Here is a 15,931-nt window from a genome sequence, read left to right as displayed (position 1 = left end):
CTTGGGGCTGCTTGTCCCTCGCAAGATTCCCAGGCCGAGATCTGGATGACCTGCAGCGCCGCCCGTACGCCGCCGCACGCCGAGCCCGTATATGATCGGTACTCCTGTGTCCGTCCAGAGGCCGCCATGTTCGAAATGATCACCCAGTTCCTGGAAAAGAGCGGCTACCTCGGCGTGTTCGCCTTGATGGCGCTTGAAAATATTTTTCCGCCCATCCCGTCCGAGATGATCATGCCGTTTGCCGGCTTCGTCGTCGCGCGTGGCGACCTGAACCTGGTGGGTGTGCTGTTGGCGGGAACGAGCGGCTCGGTGCTGGGGGCCCTGCCCTGGTATTACGCGGCGAAAATCTATGGCTGCGAGCGGCTCAAGAAGCTGGCCGACCGCCGCGCGCGCTGGCTGACGGTCACGTCAAGCGACATCGACAAGGCTTTGCAGGCCTTCCACAAGCACGGACGCAAGGCCGTGCTGTTCGGGCGCCTGGTGCCGGCCGTGCGCACGCTGATCTCGGTGCCGGCCGGTCTGGGAAACATGTCGCTGGCGCAGTTCCTGCTGTACTCGAGCATCGGCTCGCTGGCCTGGACCGGTTTGCTGACGGCCGCCGGCTTTCTGCTCGAGGACAAGTATTCCGAAGTATCGCGCTATGTCGATCCGGTCTCGAAGACCGTGCTTGGCGCCATACTCGCCTGGTACCTGTACCGCGTAGTCACCTACCGTCCGGCACCGGCTGCGGCGCGGCAGGAAGAACACGAAACCAACTGAGCCAGGTTTCAGCGCCTAGCTGCTTGCGCCTTCGAAGAGTGCAAGCCGGCGCGCGAGTGCGGCGCGTGCGTCCGTCAATGCCGCCGTGACAGGGGCCGGGCGCGGCGCCGCTTCCGCACGCGCGAACCCGGCCGCCGCCGCGTAGAGGCCCGGGGGCGCAGCCTTCGCGCAGGCGCGCCAGGCGTTCGCCCGCGCCGGCGGCATCGCCCGCGGCCAGGAAGTCGTCCAGAACGGGGCCGGCCTCCGCCAGTTGCCGGTCCAGGCCGCTGAAGTAAAGCGCGAGGCGCGCCAGGTCGACGCCGAGGCGCGCGGCACAGGCGGCGGGCGTTTCGTCGGCCTCGAGGGCGATCAGGTGCGGGCGCAGTTGCTCGACGCGGAAGGGCTTGACGACATAACCGTCGGCGCCCAGCTGAACGGTTTCGTCCATCGTCGCGCTGTCGTTTGCCGCCGACACCAGGACGAAGGGCATGGCGGCCAGCGCCGGGTTGGCCTTGACGCGCACCAGCAGCTCGGTGCCCGACAAATGGGGCATGCGCAGGTCGCAAAAGGTGATGGCTGGACGCAGCCCGGCCTCGAACTGGCGCCAGGCGTCGAGTCCGTCTTCCGCTTCCAGGATTTCGTACCTGCCGCAGCCGTCGACCAGATGCATCAGCATCATGCGCGACACCACATCGTCGTCCACCACCAGCACCTTCATCGCCGCTCCCAGGCACCTGTTGCCATAAAAGAACATTATACGAGGCTTTTGCGGTTCGCCGCGCCTGACAGGAACGTCAGGTCAGGAAGCAGGGCCGCGCCCGCGGCGACGCGCCGCCGTCAGGCCGCTTCCTGTTCGAACGGGGTCAGCATGGCTTCCAGCTGCGGCAACTGGGCGCGCAACTGTGCCATTGCGATTGCCGCCTCGGCCCCGTCCAGCGTCTTTTCCAGTTGCGCACACATGGCGACGAGCTCGCTGGCGCCGAGGTAGAGGGCGCTGCCGCGCAGGCCGTGCAGGACGCGGGCGCAGGTCTCGGTGTCGCCGGACGCGAACGCGGCGTGCAGTTCGGCACGGCGGCGCGGCAGGTCGGCGGCGAAGGCCGTGCGCATGCGCGCCTGCAGATGGGCCATCCGTCCCGGCGCAGGGCCGGACGCGGGCTCGCCCGCCACGCCGAACATGGCGTCGAGCTCGGCCGTCGTCGGCGGCGCCGACGTCATCAAGGGCAAGGCGATGCCGCGCTGCAGCTGGCGCTCGATGGCGCGGCTGAGCTGGTAATGCAGCGCGGCCTCGTCGATCGGTTTCGCCGGGAAGCCGTCCATGCCGCAGGCGAGGTAGCGGTCGCGGTCCTCGTCGCTGGCGTTGGCGGTGAGGGCGACGATCATCACGTGCTGGTCGAGCACGGGCGCATCGAGTGCGCCGCCGGCGCGGATCAGGCGCGTGGCGGTGGCGCCGTCGATCTCGGGCATGCGGCCATCCATCAGGATGATGTCGTAACGGGCGCGCGCGCAGGCGGCCACCGCCATGGCACCGTTCTCGACGATCTCGATCTGGTGCCCCATTTCCTCGACCATCATGCGGGCAATGATCTGGTTGGTGGCGAAGTCCTCGGCGCACAGCACGCGCAGGCGGTGCGCGTGCGGCCTGCGCGGCGCGTGTTCGATGCTCGGCGGTTCGACGCCGTCGCGCAGCGGCAGCACGAAGCTGAAGGTACTGCCTTCGCCCTGCCTGCTGGTCACGCCGATCGCCCCGCCCATCAGCTCGACGAGCTGGCGGCAGATCGCCAGGCCCAGCCCGGTTCCGCCGTAGCGGCGCGTGGTGGTGGCGTCGGCCTGCTCGAATTTCTGGAACAGGCGCGGCAGGGCATCGGCGGCGATGCCGATGCCGGTGTCCTGCACCGAGAAGCGGATCATGTGATGCGTCGCGCCCGGCCCGCGCGCCACCGGTCTTCCGGGCGGCGCTCGACGCGCAGCGTCACCTGCCCGCTCGGGGTGAACTTGAAGGCATTGCCGACCAGGTTGATCAGCACCGGCGCAGGCGCGTCGGGTCGCCCACGACGAAGCGCGGCAGCCGCTCGTCGAGCGCGATCGCGAAACCGACGCTGTGGGCGGCCGCCTGCTCCTCGAACAGGCCGGCCACGTTGTTGATCGCGCCGTCCAGGGCGAAGTCGATGTTCTCGATCGTCAGCTTGCCGGCCTCGATCTTCGAGAAGTCGAGCAGGTCGTTGATGATCGCCAGCAGCGACTGGGCATTGGCCTGGCCGCGCAGGATCTGTTCGCGCGTATTCTCGCGCAGCAGGCCGTCGCGCAGCGCGAAGCCGAGCATGCCGATGACGCCGGCAAGCGGCGTGCGCATCTCGTGGCTCATGTTGGCCAGGAATTCGGACTTCTGGCGCGCGGCGTCCTCGGCGCGGTCCTTGGCCAGGCGCAGGCGTTCCTCGTTCTCGTACAGGGCGCGGTTGGCCTCGGCCAGCTCCTCCGTGCTGCGGCGCACCTCGCGCTCGCGTTCGCGCAGCTCCTCGGTCTGGCGTTCCAGCAGGCTGTTCTGCTGGGCGATTTCCTCGGTGCGGGTGCTGACCAGGCGCTCGAGATGGGCCTTCTGCTGGCTCAGGCGCCGCACCCTCCAGGTATAGCCGCCGGTGCCGAGCCCGACCAGCGTCGCCAGCAGGACGCCACGGAACCACCAGGTGCCCCACACCGGGGGCTCGATCGTGATGGCGAGCGTGGCCGGCGTCTCGCTCCAGACCCCGTCCTTGTTGGCGGCGCGCACCCGGAACAGGTACTTGCCGGGATCGAGATTGGTATAGGTGGCGAAGCGCTTGGCCGCGTCGGCGCTGACCCATTGCTCGTCGAAGCCCTCGAGCTTGTACGAGAAGCGGTTGTGCTGCGGCGCGGCGTAGTGCAGCGCCGAGAACTCGAGCGAAAAAACCGAATACGCGGACGGCAGCGTGATCGCACGCGTGTTCTCGACGGGACCGTTCAGCAGATGCGGGTAGGCGGTCTGCACGGGCCGGTTGAAAATCTCGATACCGGTGATGACGGCGCGCGGCGCGATGCGGTTGTGGCGCAGGGCGTCGGGGTCGAAGGCGGTCATCCCATTGAAGCCGCCGAAGTACAGGGTGCCGTCCGGCGCACGCACGGCCGAACTGTCGTAATAGGCACCGTCGATGGTGCCGTCGACCTCCGTATAGTTGCGCCAGGCGTTGGTGGCAGGGTCGAAGCGCGACAGGCCGTCATTGGTGCTGACCCAGATCACGCCATGGGCGTCTTCCAGGATCGATGCCACCGCGTCGTCGACGAGGCCGTCGCGCGAGGTGTAGCGCACGAAGCTCACCGAACCGTCGGCGGCGGTGACCATCTTGTTCAGGCCGACGGCCGTGCCGACCCAGATGTTGCCGGCCTTGTCCTCGTACAGCGTGTGCACCTCGTCATGGCTGAGGCTATTTGGGTCGAAAGGGTCGTGGCGGAAATGGCGGAAGCGCCCGCTGCTGCGGTCGAGCAAGTCGAGGCCGTTGAAGCTGCCGACCCACAGCCGTCCGCGGCTGTCGTCCAGCATGGGGCGCACGTTGTTGTCGGACAGGCTGCCCTGGCGCATCGGGTCGTGGCGAAAGGTCTCCAGGCGGCGCGTACGCGGGTCGAGCCGGTGCAGGCCGCCGCGAGTGGCGATCCAGACGCTGCCGTCGCGCCCGAGCGACAGCGCGCGCACCGTATTGGCGTGGGTGTCGCCCGGCACGAGCACCTGGCGCGTGAAGCGCCCGCGCTTGACGTCGAAGCTGGTGATGCCGGTGCGTCCGCCGACCCAGATCAGGCCGTCGCGGTCGCGCAGCACGGCGTTGACCCGGGAGTCGATCAGGCTGTTCGGATTGTTCGGATCGTGACGCCACAAGCGGTAGGCATCCTTGCCGGTCAGGGTCGGGTCGTAGAGCTGGAGGCTGGTCGCCACGGCCAGCCACAGGCGCCCTGTCCCGTCGTTGTCGATCGCACGCACGCGGTTGTCGGCGGCCTCGCCGCTGCCGTCGCGCTCGAGCAGCAAGCGCGCGAAGCCGCCGCTGCCGAGGTCGACGCGCGAGACGCCGGAATACCAGGTGCCGACCCAAAAAGTACCGACGCGATCGCGAAACAGCGACGAGATGTGGTTGTCGGTCAGGCTGTGGGAGTCGTTGAGCGCCTGGCGGTGCACTTCGAAGTTGTTGCGCTTGGCGTTCCACCGGAAGAGTCCGTCGTCGCGGGTGCCCACCCAGAGTTGCCCCTTGCCGTCGTCGTAGATGGCGGACACGTAGGTGCGCGGCATGTTCTCGGCCTGTCCCAGGCTACGCACGGCACCGGCCTTCCCGCCTGCCAGCTGCATGCGCTCCAGGCCGCCGACGTGGCCGATCCACAGCGTATCGGCAGCGTCCGCCAGTAGGGTGTGCACCTCCACCGCCTTGCCGTCGTTGGGCCAATGGTGGTCGAAGCGCCGCCGCACCGGATCGAAACTGTCGACCCCGGTTGCGGTGCCGATCCAGAGGCGGCCGCGCTTGTCCAGCGCGAGCGCGGTGATTTCGTCGTTGCCCGGCTGTGCGGGTCGCCGGGAACCTGGTGCCAGGTCGTGAAGCGGTTGCTGTCGATGTCGAAATGCTGCAGGCCGTCGCCCGTGCCCAGCCACAGGCCGCCCTTGCCGTCGTCGAGGATGGCGCGCACACGGCGGTTGCCGTTGCCACGCCGCGCCGGCTCGTTCGGCAGGAATTGCTGGAAGCGCTGGGTGGTGGCGTCATAGCGCGCCAGGCCGCCATCGCTGCCGATCCACAGGCGGCCCCTTGGGATCGACGTGGAGCACGCGGATCCAGTTGCTGCCCGGGGTGGTCGCGTCGCCGACGAGGTTGCGGAAATTGACGAAGCGGTAGCCGTCGAAGCGCGACAGGCCGTTCTGGGTGCCGAACCACATGAAGCCGTCGGCATCCCGGGCCATGGTCAGCACGGTTTCTGGGCCATGCCGTCTTCGACGCTGAGGTGTTCGAAGCGCAGCGTCGGCGCCGGTGCGGCATGCGCCGCCGTGCCGAGACAGGCGGCCAGCGCCAGCAGCGCAGCGAGCAGGAAGGCTCTCATGCCGCCGATGACCAAAATGGGTAGGCATGGCGCAGCGGGACCGGCGTCCCGGCTGCGGTCGATGGCGTCGCGCTGTCTTGTTCTTTGTCCACCTCGTAAGGTTATCAAACAAAGTGCAGCTTGAGGGAAATTATTGCCCGTCAGTCACCTTTTGCGACACCTTCGCGTCGCGGATCCGCACCACCGAACCACCAGGGCTCGCCATGGATCTGCAGGCGCATGACGCCGTGCAGGCCGGAATTGAGTTCCAGCTGGCGCACCGCATGGCCGCGTGCCTTGAGTGCGTCCACGGTTGCCTGTGGGAAGCGCCCCGCTTCGAGCTCGGTCGGACCGTTGCGGCTGCCGAAGTTCGGCAGCGAAATCGCCTGCTGCACGTTCAGGCCCCAGTCGAGGGTGCCGACGAGTACCTTGGCAACGTAATTGATGATCGCCGGCCCTCCAGGCGAGCCGATTGCCATGACGAGCTTGCCGCTCTTCTTGTCGAACACGACCGTCGGCGACATCGCGCTGCGCGGGCGCTTGCCCGGCTCGACGCGGTTGGCGATCGGGCCGCTTGCGTCAACCGAGTCGAAGGAAAAATCGGTCAGCTGGTTGTTCAGGATGAAGCCGCCGACCATCTGGCGCGAACCGAAGGCGTCTTCGACCGTGGTCGTCATCGACAGCCCGGCGCCGTGACCGTCGACGACAACCAGGTGCGAGGTCGACGGCGTTTCGATGGCGTTGTCGCGACCCCAGGCCACGTCCAGCCCGAGCGGGTTGCCGGCGGGTGCTTCGCCCATCGAGCGCTCCGTGATCAGCGCAGCGCGGCGCGCCAGATATTGTTTGTCGATCAGGGCCGGCAACCCGCGTCCGGGCAGCGGCACGAAGTCGGTATCGGCCGCGTAGCGGTTGCGGTCGGCATAGGCCAGGCGCCCCACTTCCGAGAACAGGTGCAGGGCGTCGACGCCCGGTACGCCGTCCTTTGGCGCCAGGCTGGCCATGTCGCGCGTCTCGAACATGCCGAGCATCTGGGCAACGGCGATGCCGCCCGAGGATGGCGGCGGCATGCCGCAGACGGTGTAGACGCGGTAGTCGCTGCAGACCGGATCGCGCAGCTTGGGACGGTAGTCGGCGATATCGCGCGCCGTCAGCAGGCCCGGGTTGGTCGGATGGCTCCTGACCTTCGCCGCGATGTCGCGTGCGATGTGTCCCTTGTAGAAGGCATCGGCGCCGCCGCGCGCGATTTCGCGCAGGGTTTTCGCCAGCGCCGGGTTCTTCAATACGTGCCCGACTGGCCAGGGCTTGCCTGCGGCATCGTAGAAATAGCTGCCTGCAGCCGGGTCCTTGCGGATATGCGCGTCCCAGGTCAGCAGGCCGTTGAGGCGCTCGCTGACGGGGAAGCCGCGTTCGGACAAGCGGATCGCCGGTTCGAACAGCGTCTTCCAGGGAAGCTTGCCATGCTGCTTGTGGGCCAGCTCGAGCATGCGCAGCACACCCGGCGCGCCGACCGAGCGCCCGCCGACGATGCCGGCGGTACGCGACAGCGGCGTGCCGTCGGGCTTCTGGAACAGGTGTTCGTCGGCCGCCTTTGGCGCCGTTTCGCGGCCGTCGAAGGCCTGCACCTTCTTGCCGTCATAATGCATCAGGAAGGCACCGCCGCCGATGCCCGAACTCTGCGGCTCGACCAGGGTCAGCACCATCTGCGTGGCGATCGCGGCATCGATGGCGCTGCCGCCCTTCCTCAGGATCTGGTAGCCGGCCTCGACCGCCAGCGGATGGGCCGCCACCACCATGTACTTGCGCGCCGCCCAGCCGGCCTTGTCGGCATAGCCGGTAGAAATCTCGGGGGCGCGCTGGGCGGCTTCCTGGGCAGTGCCTGGAACTGCCTTCTGGGCGACTTCCTGGGCCGGCGCATTCACCGCGGCAAACGCGCCCAGCGTCAGCAACGCGGCCGCACCGGCGAACTTCTTCAACGTGATCATGGATTCTCCAAAAGCAAAGCGGGCGCGCAAGCTGCGCTGCGCGCCCGATACCGTTTGGCATCCTACCTTAAATTGTCAGATGGCTCATTCCACGCAGCTGCCTGACAAGACCAGCCCTTATTTTGGCTGCATACGAATCGCCCCGTCCAAGCGGATCGTTTCGCCATTGAGCATGACGTTCTCGATGATGGCCTTGGCCAGGTGGGCATATTCCTTCGGCATGCCGAGGCGCGGCGGGAACGGCACCATCTTGCCGAGCGAGTCGCGCACTTCCTGTGGCATGCCCATCAGCATCGGGGTCTCGAAAATGCCGGGGGCGATCGTCATCACGCGGATGCCGCTGCGTGCCAGGTCGCGTGCCATCGGCAGCGTCATGCCGGCGACGGCCGCCTTCGACGAACCGTAGGCCGCCTGGCCGATCTGGCCATCGAAGGCCGCGACCGAGGCGGTGTTGATGATGACGCCGCGCTCGCCGTATTCGCCCGCTTCCGTGTTGCCCATCGCTTCGGCGGCCAGGCGCGACATGTTGAAGGTGCCGACCAGGTTGATGTTCACCGCGCGCTGGAACACGTCGAGCGGGTGCGGGCCATCCTGCCCACGGTTTTCACGGCCGGCGCGACGCCGGCGCAGTTGACCAGGCCACGCAGCGTGCCCATGGCGACGGCAGCGGCCACGACCGCCTTGCCGTCCTCCTCGGAGGTGACGTCGCACTTGACGAACTGACCGTTCAGCTCGGCTGCCAGCGCAGCGCCCGCCTCTGCCTGCACGTCGGCGATGACGACCTTGCCGCCCGCGTCGGTGATCATGCGTGCGGTGGCCGCTCCCAGGCCCGACGCGCCGCCGGTGACGATGAACACATTATTCTGAATTTGCATGGTTTTCCCTTTTCTTGTCCAGTTCGCGGTCTTTGACGTTTACGTTAACGTCAACTCGCAGGATTGTAGCGAACTTTGGGGAAAAAAACCACGTGGAGTTGAAAAGAATGGGATCGGCAGCGGAGGGTATCGCCGTCGCAGCGGCCCGCTGGGGCTGCCCGCTGGAGCCGCCCGCCGGGGGCTGCTTGCTGGGGCTGCCCGCCTGGGGCTGCCCGCCCGGGACTGCCCTACCGGGCGCAAGCTACCGGGCTCATTCGAGGCGCGTGCGGCTTTTCAGAAGCACTGCATCGTGTTGCCGCTGCGGTTGCACAGCCTGCCGCTGCTGTTGACCGCCGCGTTGCCGACGCCCGTGTTGTAGGTGGCGCCCTGCGTGTCGATGCAGGTGCTGCCCAGACAGGTATTGATCTGCGCCGGCCCCGGTACGGTCGAGACCGGCTGCGGCGGCAGCGGTGGCGACGGCGGCGGTGCCGTCAGAGGCCACGGCCGGCAAGGGATCGATGCGCTGCCACACGGCGCGCCGCGGCCCGCTGTTGCGCGCATCTTTGCGTGCAGCCTTTCCTGTTTCCCTGCGCGCATCCCTGCTTTTCCCGTTTCCGGCTTTCTCCGCTCCAGAGCCGGCCGGGTCCTTCGGCTGCGGTGCCGGCCGTGCCGAGGGATCCACCTCTCCCCCCGGCGTGGCTGCGCCACGGCGCCGGCCTTTTCTTCCCGGGCCTGGGGCGTCTGCTCGGGCTGGGCGCCCGGTTCCGATTTGAGCGGCTGCGGATGCAGTACCGGTCCGTAGCTGGGGCCGGTAGCAGGCGGCGGGCTGGCCTGGGCGGGAGCCGCCGCGCCCGTAGCGCGCGGTTGCGTGCTTTGGCCGGCAACGCTGCTGGCCACCGGGGCGACCAGCAAGGCCAGCACGATCCTGGCCGCCTTCATGTGCCGTTCGTGCCGTGCGCCCTTCCCCTGCCGGGGGTCGTGTGCATGTTCCATGCCGTCCTCCTGACGAATCTGGCCGATGGCAGGATTATCCGCCTGCGCGCCGCCCCATGGCGCGCACTTGCGCCCGCCGTCATTCGCTCATCCGCCCTATGCCCAGCCCGGGAACGCAGCGCCACCACGAGCATGGAACGACGTCAACCGTGGCGTCATCGCGCATGGTCTGGCGCAACTGCGTGGCCTATCGGCGAAGAGGTGTGGGCAGGAGCTCATCGCCATTACCCATTTGGCCTCCCGTGTTTCGCTGCGCTAAGCGGCGAGCCGGGGGTGCATGTTCTGAAGAGTACTGACGCACGGAAACCTGCGGCGTACAGGCCCTGCCTCATGCCATCATGGCTGCAATCGCCGGCCTGCCGGCCCAACCATTGGAGAGAGCATGAGCAACAGTTTGACGATTGCAGAGGACGACCACGTCCGCGGCGGCAGGAACGCGGCCGTGACCCTGATCGAGTATGGCGACTTCCAGTGCCCCTATTGCGCCCGCGCCCACGCGGCGCTGACCCAGCTGCAGCGCCAGCACGGCGACCAGGTGACCCTCGTATTCCGCCACCTGCCGCTCACCGACCTGCATCCCTTCGCGCAGCCCGCCGCCGAAGCCGCCGAAGCCGCCGCTGCCCAGGGCAAGTTCTGGGACATGCACGACGCCCTGTTCGAGAACCAGGGCATGCTGGACGAGGACACGCTGCCGGCGCTTGCCGCCAACCTGCAGCTCGACGTGGCGCGCTTCACGAGCGAGTTCGAAGGCGGACGCCATCGCGCACGCGTCGAGCGCGATGTGCAGGAGGCCCACGCGCACGGTGCCAAGGGCACCCCGAGCTTCTTCATCAACGGCGAGCGCTATCACGGCGACTCGGACCATGCTTCGCTGGCGGCCGCCATCGAACAGGCCTTGGGCGGCAAGGGCTAGCGCGCTTCTCCGCCACACCGCTGCGTCCCGCACACCGGCTGTGCTGCCCACCAGGGCCGCACAGCCGCAAGACTGTAGCGTCGGGCGCGGTCCGGGTCAGGGCCGCGTCGCTTCCACCTGCACTGCCGTTTTCGTCGCCGCCGTTGCCGGTGGCCTGTCGGCTCCGACCGCGCTTGCGGCCGCCGGTGCCAATGCCGGCGCCACGCCTGGCGCGGTGGCCGTCGCCGGCACGCTTGCCCGCGGCGGACGCTTCAGCTGGGCGATCTGCGGCTCGGAAACGGCGATCCACCCGGCTGCCGGCAAGAGCGGCACCATCAGCAGCGCGACGATGTTGATGATCTTGATGAGCGGATTGACCGCCGGCCCCGCCGTGTCCTTGTAGGGGTCGCCCACGGTGTCGCCGGTGACGGCCGCCTTGTGCGAATCCGAGCCCTTGCCGCCGTGGTGGCCGTCCTCGATGTATTTCTTGGCATTGTCCCAGGCGCCGCCGCCCGTGGTCATCGAGATGGCAACGAACAGCCCGGTGATGATGGTGCCCACCAGCAGTCCGCCCAGGGCCGCAGGCCCCAGCAGCATGCCCACCGCGACCGGCACGATCACCGGCAGCAGCGAGGGAATGATCATTTCGCGGATGGCCGAGGCGGTCAGCATGTCGACCGCCTTGTGGTACTCGGGCTTGCCGCTGCCGTCCATGATGCCGACGATATCGCGGAACTGGCGCCGTACCTCGACCACGACGGCGCCGGCCGCACGCCCGACCGCCTCCATCGCCATTGCCCCGAACAGGTAGGGAATCAGGCCGCCGATGAAGAGGCCGACGATCACGAGGGGATTCGACAGCTCGAACACGATGGACTTGCCGGCCGAGTCAAGCGCGTGGGTGTAGTCGGCGAACAGCACCAGCGCGGCCAGGCCGGCAGAACCGATCGCATAACCCTTGGTGACGGCCTTGGTGGTATTGCCGACGGCGTCGAGCGGATCGGTAACGGCGCGCACGGAATCGGGCATGCCGCTCATTTCGGCGATGCCGCCGGCGTTGTCGGTGATCGGACCATAGGCGTCGAGCGCGACGATGATGCCGGCCATCGACAGCATGGACGTGGCGGCGATCGCGATGCCATACAGCTGGCCGAGCTGGTAGGCGATCAGGATGGCGGCGCACACCACCAGTACCGGATAGGCGGTCGACTTCATCGAGACCCCCAGGCCGGCGATGATGTTGGTGCCGTGGCCGGTGGTCGAGGCTTCGGCGATATGCTGGACCGGCTTGAACTGGGTGCCCGTGTAGTACTCGGTGATGTAGACCATCAGGCCAGTGAGCACGATGCCGACGATGGCGCAACCGAGCATGCTGCCGCGCATGGCTGGGTCTTCCCATACCATCCAGGTGACGACGGCAAAGCCCAGCAGGGACAGCCCGGCCGCCCACCACAGGCCGGTGTAGAGCGCGGCCATGATCTTGCGCCCGGGACGGGCCCGCACCATGGCGCAGCCGACGATGGAGCCGAGGATCGATACCGCGCCGAGGAGCAGCGGGTAGAGCATCGCTTCGCCGATGTTATCGGTCACCATCAGCGCCCCCAGCAGCATGGTGGCGATCAGGGTGACGACATAGGTTTCGAACAGGTCGGCGGCCATGCCGGCACAGTCGCCCACGTTGTCGCCGACGTTGTCGGCAATGACGGCGGGGTTGCGCGGGTCGTCTTCCGGAATACCGGCCTCGACCTTGCCGACGAGGTCGGCGCCGACGTCGGCTCCCTTGGTGAAGATGCCTCCGCCCAGGCGCGCGAAGATCGAGATGAGGGAAGCGCCGAAGGCCAGCCCGATCAGGGGCTCGATGACGTCGTGGCGGGACTGGCCGCTACCGTCTGCCATGCTGGTGAGCAGCCAGTAGAACAGCGTGACGCCCAGGAGGCCCAGGCCGACCACCAGCATGCCGGTGATTGCGCCGCCCTTGAATGCGACGTTCAGGGCCGCGCTCATGCCGCTCGCTGCCGCCTGGGCGGTACGGACATTGGCGCGCACCGAGACGTTCATGCCGATGAAGCCGCAGGCGGCCGACAGGACGGCGCCGCCGAAGAAGCCGAGCGCGGTCCAGCGTCCCAGCAGGAACCAGATGGCTACCAGCAGCACGAGACCGACCATGCCGATGGTGCGGTACTGGCGCGCCAGGTAGGCCCCGGCGCCCTCCTGGATCGCCTGCGCTATGGCCTGCATGCGTTCGTTGCCGGCGTCCTGGCGCAGGATCCAGGCCCTGGCCCATAGCCCGTAGATGACCGCAATGGCGCCGCACGCCACCGCAAACGCGAGAAAGTTTGCTGCCATATCGTCCCCTTAGATTTTGATCAAGTATTCACAACCACACATTGAAAGACGCTTCACCCGCTACGGCGAAGGAGTCTGCCTCACTGCGTACTGCTGACTTTGATGCAAACCATTGGTGCTCCATGAGCGCAAAGGCGCTCTGGTACAGCCGGGGCACGAAAAAAAAGCGGACTCGCGTCCGCTTTCGGTCTTACTCGGCGAGTGCGGCAAACGCCGCGTCGCGTACTTGTTCGACTGGGCCCACGCCCGAAATCTTGCGGTATTTCGGGGCGCCCGGCAGGCCCGACTGGGCCCATTTGTTGTAGTAGCCAAGCAGCACTTCGGTTTGGTTATGGTAGACCTCGAGGCGCTTCTTGACGGTTTCTTCCTTGTCGTCGTCGCGCTGGACCAGCGGCTCGCCGGTGATGTCGTCGATGTCGGCAACCTTCGGCGGATTGAACTTCGTGTGGTACACGCGGCCCGAGCCCGGGTGCGAGCGGCGGCCGCTCATGCGCTCGACGATCATCTCGTCGGGCACGTCGAATTCCAGCACGTAGTCGACGTTGATGCCGTTGTCCTTCATGGCGTCGGCCTGCGCGATGGTGCGCGGGAAGCCGTCGAACAGGTAGCCGTTGGCGCAATCGGCTTCCTGCAGGCGGTTCTTCACCAGCCCGATCATGATGTCGTCGGAAACGAGTCCCCCTGCGTCCATTACTTTTTTCGCCGCCAGGCCCAGTTCGGTGCCGGCCTTGATCGCCGCACGCAGCATGTCGCCGGTGGAGATCTGCGGGATATTGTATTTTTCCTTGATGAAGTTAGCCTGGGTGCCTTTGCCGGCGCCAGGCGCTCCTAACAGAATGAGACGCATGAAAAATTCCTAAGACGGATGTTGAAAATTGTAATTGTGTTGGCAACGAAGCGGGATTGATGCATATCTGGCAGCCTTGGTACGAAACTTACCACAAAAGTCAGCGTCAGCGCCAATCGCCAGGGGTAAGGAAGGGCTTGTCGGCAGCCTCACTTGATCGGGCACAGGCGCGCGCGCAATCCCTTTTCACCTCGGTCAAAACGTATTCAGGACGCATTCAGGCCGCAAACACCGCACGTACCCGCGCCAAGTCTTCCGGAGTGTCGACGCCGGCCGGCGGCGCACTGTCGGTGACGTGGACCGCGATCGGGTAGCCGTGCCAGAGCACGCGCAGCTGTTCCAGGGCTTCCGCCTGCTCGAGCGGCGCCACTTCCAGGCTCGGGTAGGCTTGCAGGAAGGCGTTGCTGTAGGCGTAGAGGCCGATGTGGCGCAGCGGGGCGTAGCCCGGCGGCAGCGCGTCGCGGCTGTCAGCGAAGGCGTCGCGGTGCCGGGGAATCGTGGCGCGCGAAAAATACAGCGCCCTGCCCCGGCGGTCGAGCACGACCTTCACCACGTTCGGATTGAACACGTCCGCCACCTCGTGCAGCGGATGGGCGCAGGTGGCCATCGGCACGCCGGCCTCGATGCGGGCGGCGCAGGCGGCCAGCAGGGTCGGATCGATCAGCGGCTCGTCGCCCTGCAGGTTGACGACGACCTCGTCGTCCGCCAGGCCGAGTTCGCGCGCCACTTCGGCGATGCGGTCGGTGCCGGACGGGTGGTCGGCGCGCGTCATGCGCGCCTCGACGCCATGCGCGGCGCAGGCGGCCAGGATGTCGGGATGGTCGGTGGCGACGATGATGCGCGCCGCACCGGACTCGCGCGCGCGCTCGGCCACGCGCACGACCATCGGTTTGCCGCCGAGGTCGGCGAGCGGCTTGTTCGGCAGGCGCGTCGAGGCCAGGCGCGCCGGGATGATGACGGTAAAGCCCATACGGCCGGTGCTCACACCGGTTCGATGCGGCGGGCCTGGTCGGCCCACATGATCGGAATGCCGTCACGGATCGGGTAAGCCAGGCGGTCGGGGCGGCAAGTCAGTTCCTGCGCCTTCTTATCGTATTCGAGCGGTCCCTTGCACAGCGGGCAGACCAGGATATCAAGCAGGCGAGCGTCCACGACATTTCTCCACAATTTGTTCGGCCAGCGCGGCATCGATGCGCGCCGTCACCGGGACGACCCACAGGCGCGGGTCGTGCTTCAGGTTTTCAAGTTGCCCACATTTTACTGCATCCTTCTCCGTGATCAGGATGACATCGGCCTCCACCGCAGCAAAAGGATTGTCGCGGAAATCGTAATGGTCGGGCAGGGGCAGTTCGGCCAATTGCAGTCCGGCGCCCCGCAGCAGTGCGAAAAAGCGGCCCGGATTGCCGATGCCGGCCGCCGCCAGCACCCGCTTGCCGGCAAAGGACCCCAGCGGCAGGCGTTCGCCGGCGCCACCCAGGCGCTCCGCATGGTCGCCGGCCAGCTCCATGCGGAAGGGCCGGCCACCCACTGCGCGCGCCAGTTGCGGCGTCAATTCAGGCGCGTTCACCACCGTGAAATCGCGCCGGCGCGAGGGCGGCTCGCGCAGCGGCCCGGCCGGCAGCAGCCAGCCGTTGCCGACCCGCGGCCGTCGAAGAGCACGACTTCGATGTCGCGCGCCAGCGCATAGTGCTGCAGGCCGTCGTCGGTGATGAGCACGTCGACGTCCGGATGCGCCGCCAGCAGCGCCCTGCCCGCCTGGGCACGCTTGCGCCCGACGAAGACGGGCACGCGTGCGCGGCGCGCGATCAGGAGGGGCTCGTCGCCGACCGCGCGCGTGTCCGAGTCCACCGTGACCGGCAGCACCGCCGCGTCGCCGTCCCCTCCGTGCCCGCGCGAAATCACGCCCGGATGGAAACCGGCCGCGCGCAGGGCCTCGGCCAGCCAGATCGTCAGCGGTGTCTTGCCGGTGCCGCCGATGAAGATGTTGCCGACGACGATCACCGGCACCGGCAGGCGCTCAGCCTTCAGTGCGCCAGCCCGAAACAGCGCGCCACGCAGCGCCGCCAGCGCGCGAAACAGCAGCGACAGCGGCCACAGGGCGCAGGCGAGCGGACCGCGGCGCAGCCAGGCGCGGGTCAGGGTCGTTTCGAGGGAGCGAGGGTTCGACATGGGAGTTCAAAAGAAAACAGCACCGGGTGGCCAGGCGCCCGGTGCTGTCCGC

13 protein-coding genes and 2 pseudogenes are annotated in these 15,931 nt (G+C 67.6%); 2 read left to right on the top strand and 13 right to left on the bottom strand.

The window, feature by feature from the left end; genetic code table 11:
- Positions 1 to 126: 126 nt before the first annotated feature.
- Entirely contained in the window at positions 127 to 759 is a 633-nt protein-coding gene (locus G4G31_RS11435) for a DedA family protein (protein WP_182991506.1), read from the top strand.
- On the opposite strand, the gene G4G31_RS11430 is transcribed toward G4G31_RS11435, so the two are convergent.
- The 8 genes and pseudogenes from G4G31_RS11430 to G4G31_RS11410 form a co-directional block, all read right to left on the bottom strand.
- Positions 704 to 1,456 (bottom strand): response regulator, encoded by a 753-nt coding sequence (locus G4G31_RS11430; protein WP_182991505.1) that lies wholly within the window; start codon positions 1,454 to 1,456, stop codon positions 704 to 706. The genes G4G31_RS11435 and G4G31_RS11430 overlap by 56 nt on opposite strands.
- A gap of 119 nt (positions 1,457 to 1,575) precedes the next feature.
- Positions 1,576 to 2,646: an ATP-binding protein gene (locus G4G31_RS25825; protein ID WP_229425534.1), complete on the bottom strand. Its 1,071-nt coding sequence runs from the start codon at positions 2,644 to 2,646 to the stop codon at positions 1,576 to 1,578.
- Between the two features lie 109 nt (positions 2,647 to 2,755).
- Positions 2,756 to 5,377: a two-component regulator propeller domain-containing protein gene (locus tag G4G31_RS25820; RefSeq protein WP_229425533.1), complete on the bottom strand. Its 2,622-nt coding sequence runs from the start codon at positions 5,375 to 5,377 to the stop codon at positions 2,756 to 2,758.
- Between the two features lie 105 nt (positions 5,378 to 5,482).
- On the bottom strand, positions 5,483 to 5,680 hold the full coding sequence (locus G4G31_RS25810; protein ID WP_374011305.1) for a hypothetical protein: 198 nt from the start codon (positions 5,678 to 5,680) through the stop codon (positions 5,483 to 5,485).
- A gap of 2 nt (positions 5,681 to 5,682) precedes the next feature.
- A complete protein-coding gene (locus G4G31_RS27540; RefSeq protein ID WP_267873669.1) occupies positions 5,683 to 5,817 on the bottom strand; it encodes a hypothetical protein in 135 nt (44 codons plus the stop codon).
- A gap of 140 nt (positions 5,818 to 5,957) precedes the next feature.
- Positions 5,958 to 7,778, bottom strand: a complete 1,821-nt coding sequence (gene ggt, locus G4G31_RS11420; RefSeq protein WP_182991504.1) for a gamma-glutamyltransferase — start codon at positions 7,776 to 7,778, stop codon at positions 5,958 to 5,960.
- 117 nt (positions 7,779 to 7,895) lie between these two features.
- Positions 7,896 to 8,653, bottom strand: a pseudogene (locus G4G31_RS11415) (3-hydroxyacyl-CoA dehydrogenase).
- Between the two features lie 273 nt (positions 8,654 to 8,926).
- Positions 8,927 to 9,625, bottom strand: a complete 699-nt coding sequence (locus tag G4G31_RS11410) for a hypothetical protein (protein ID WP_182991503.1) — start codon at positions 9,623 to 9,625, stop codon at positions 8,927 to 8,929.
- Positions 9,626 to 10,007: 382 nt separating this feature from the next.
- Here G4G31_RS11410 and G4G31_RS11405 point away from each other — a divergent pair, with 382 nt between their 5' ends.
- Positions 10,008 to 10,538, top strand: a complete 531-nt coding sequence (locus G4G31_RS11405; protein ID WP_182991502.1) for a DsbA family protein — start codon at positions 10,008 to 10,010, stop codon at positions 10,536 to 10,538.
- 96 nt (positions 10,539 to 10,634) lie between these two features.
- Here G4G31_RS11405 and G4G31_RS11400 read toward each other — a convergent pair whose 3' ends face one another.
- From G4G31_RS11400 to lpxK, 5 genes and pseudogenes are all read right to left on the bottom strand, one after another.
- Positions 10,635 to 12,863: a sodium-translocating pyrophosphatase gene (locus G4G31_RS11400; RefSeq protein WP_182991501.1), complete on the bottom strand. Its 2,229-nt coding sequence runs from the start codon at positions 12,861 to 12,863 to the stop codon at positions 10,635 to 10,637.
- A gap of 190 nt (positions 12,864 to 13,053) precedes the next feature.
- Complete coding sequence (adk, locus tag G4G31_RS11395) at positions 13,054 to 13,710, bottom strand: adenylate kinase (RefSeq protein WP_182991500.1); 657 nt, start codon at positions 13,708 to 13,710, stop codon at positions 13,054 to 13,056.
- A gap of 217 nt (positions 13,711 to 13,927) precedes the next feature.
- Positions 13,928 to 14,680, bottom strand: coding sequence for a 3-deoxy-manno-octulosonate cytidylyltransferase (gene kdsB, locus G4G31_RS11390; protein WP_182991757.1), 753 nt, complete (start codon positions 14,678 to 14,680; stop codon positions 13,928 to 13,930).
- Between the two features lie 11 nt (positions 14,681 to 14,691).
- The gene (locus tag G4G31_RS11385) at positions 14,692 to 14,862 is read right to left on the bottom strand and encodes a Trm112 family protein (RefSeq protein WP_182991499.1); all 171 of its coding nucleotides are present in this window, start codon (positions 14,860 to 14,862) and stop codon (positions 14,692 to 14,694) included.
- A pseudogene (lpxK, locus tag G4G31_RS11380) lies at positions 14,843 to 15,879 on the bottom strand (tetraacyldisaccharide 4'-kinase). The gene G4G31_RS11385 and the pseudogene lpxK overlap by 20 nt, the downstream one beginning before the upstream one ends.
- Positions 15,880 to 15,931: the final 52 nt, after the last annotated feature.

The organism is Massilia sp. Se16.2.3 (assembly GCF_014171595.1).
Classification (GTDB): Bacteria; Pseudomonadota; Gammaproteobacteria; order Burkholderiales; family Burkholderiaceae_D; genus Telluria.
Note: the sequence above shows the minus strand (reverse complement) of the source record. Positions and strands in the feature narration are given on the sequence as shown.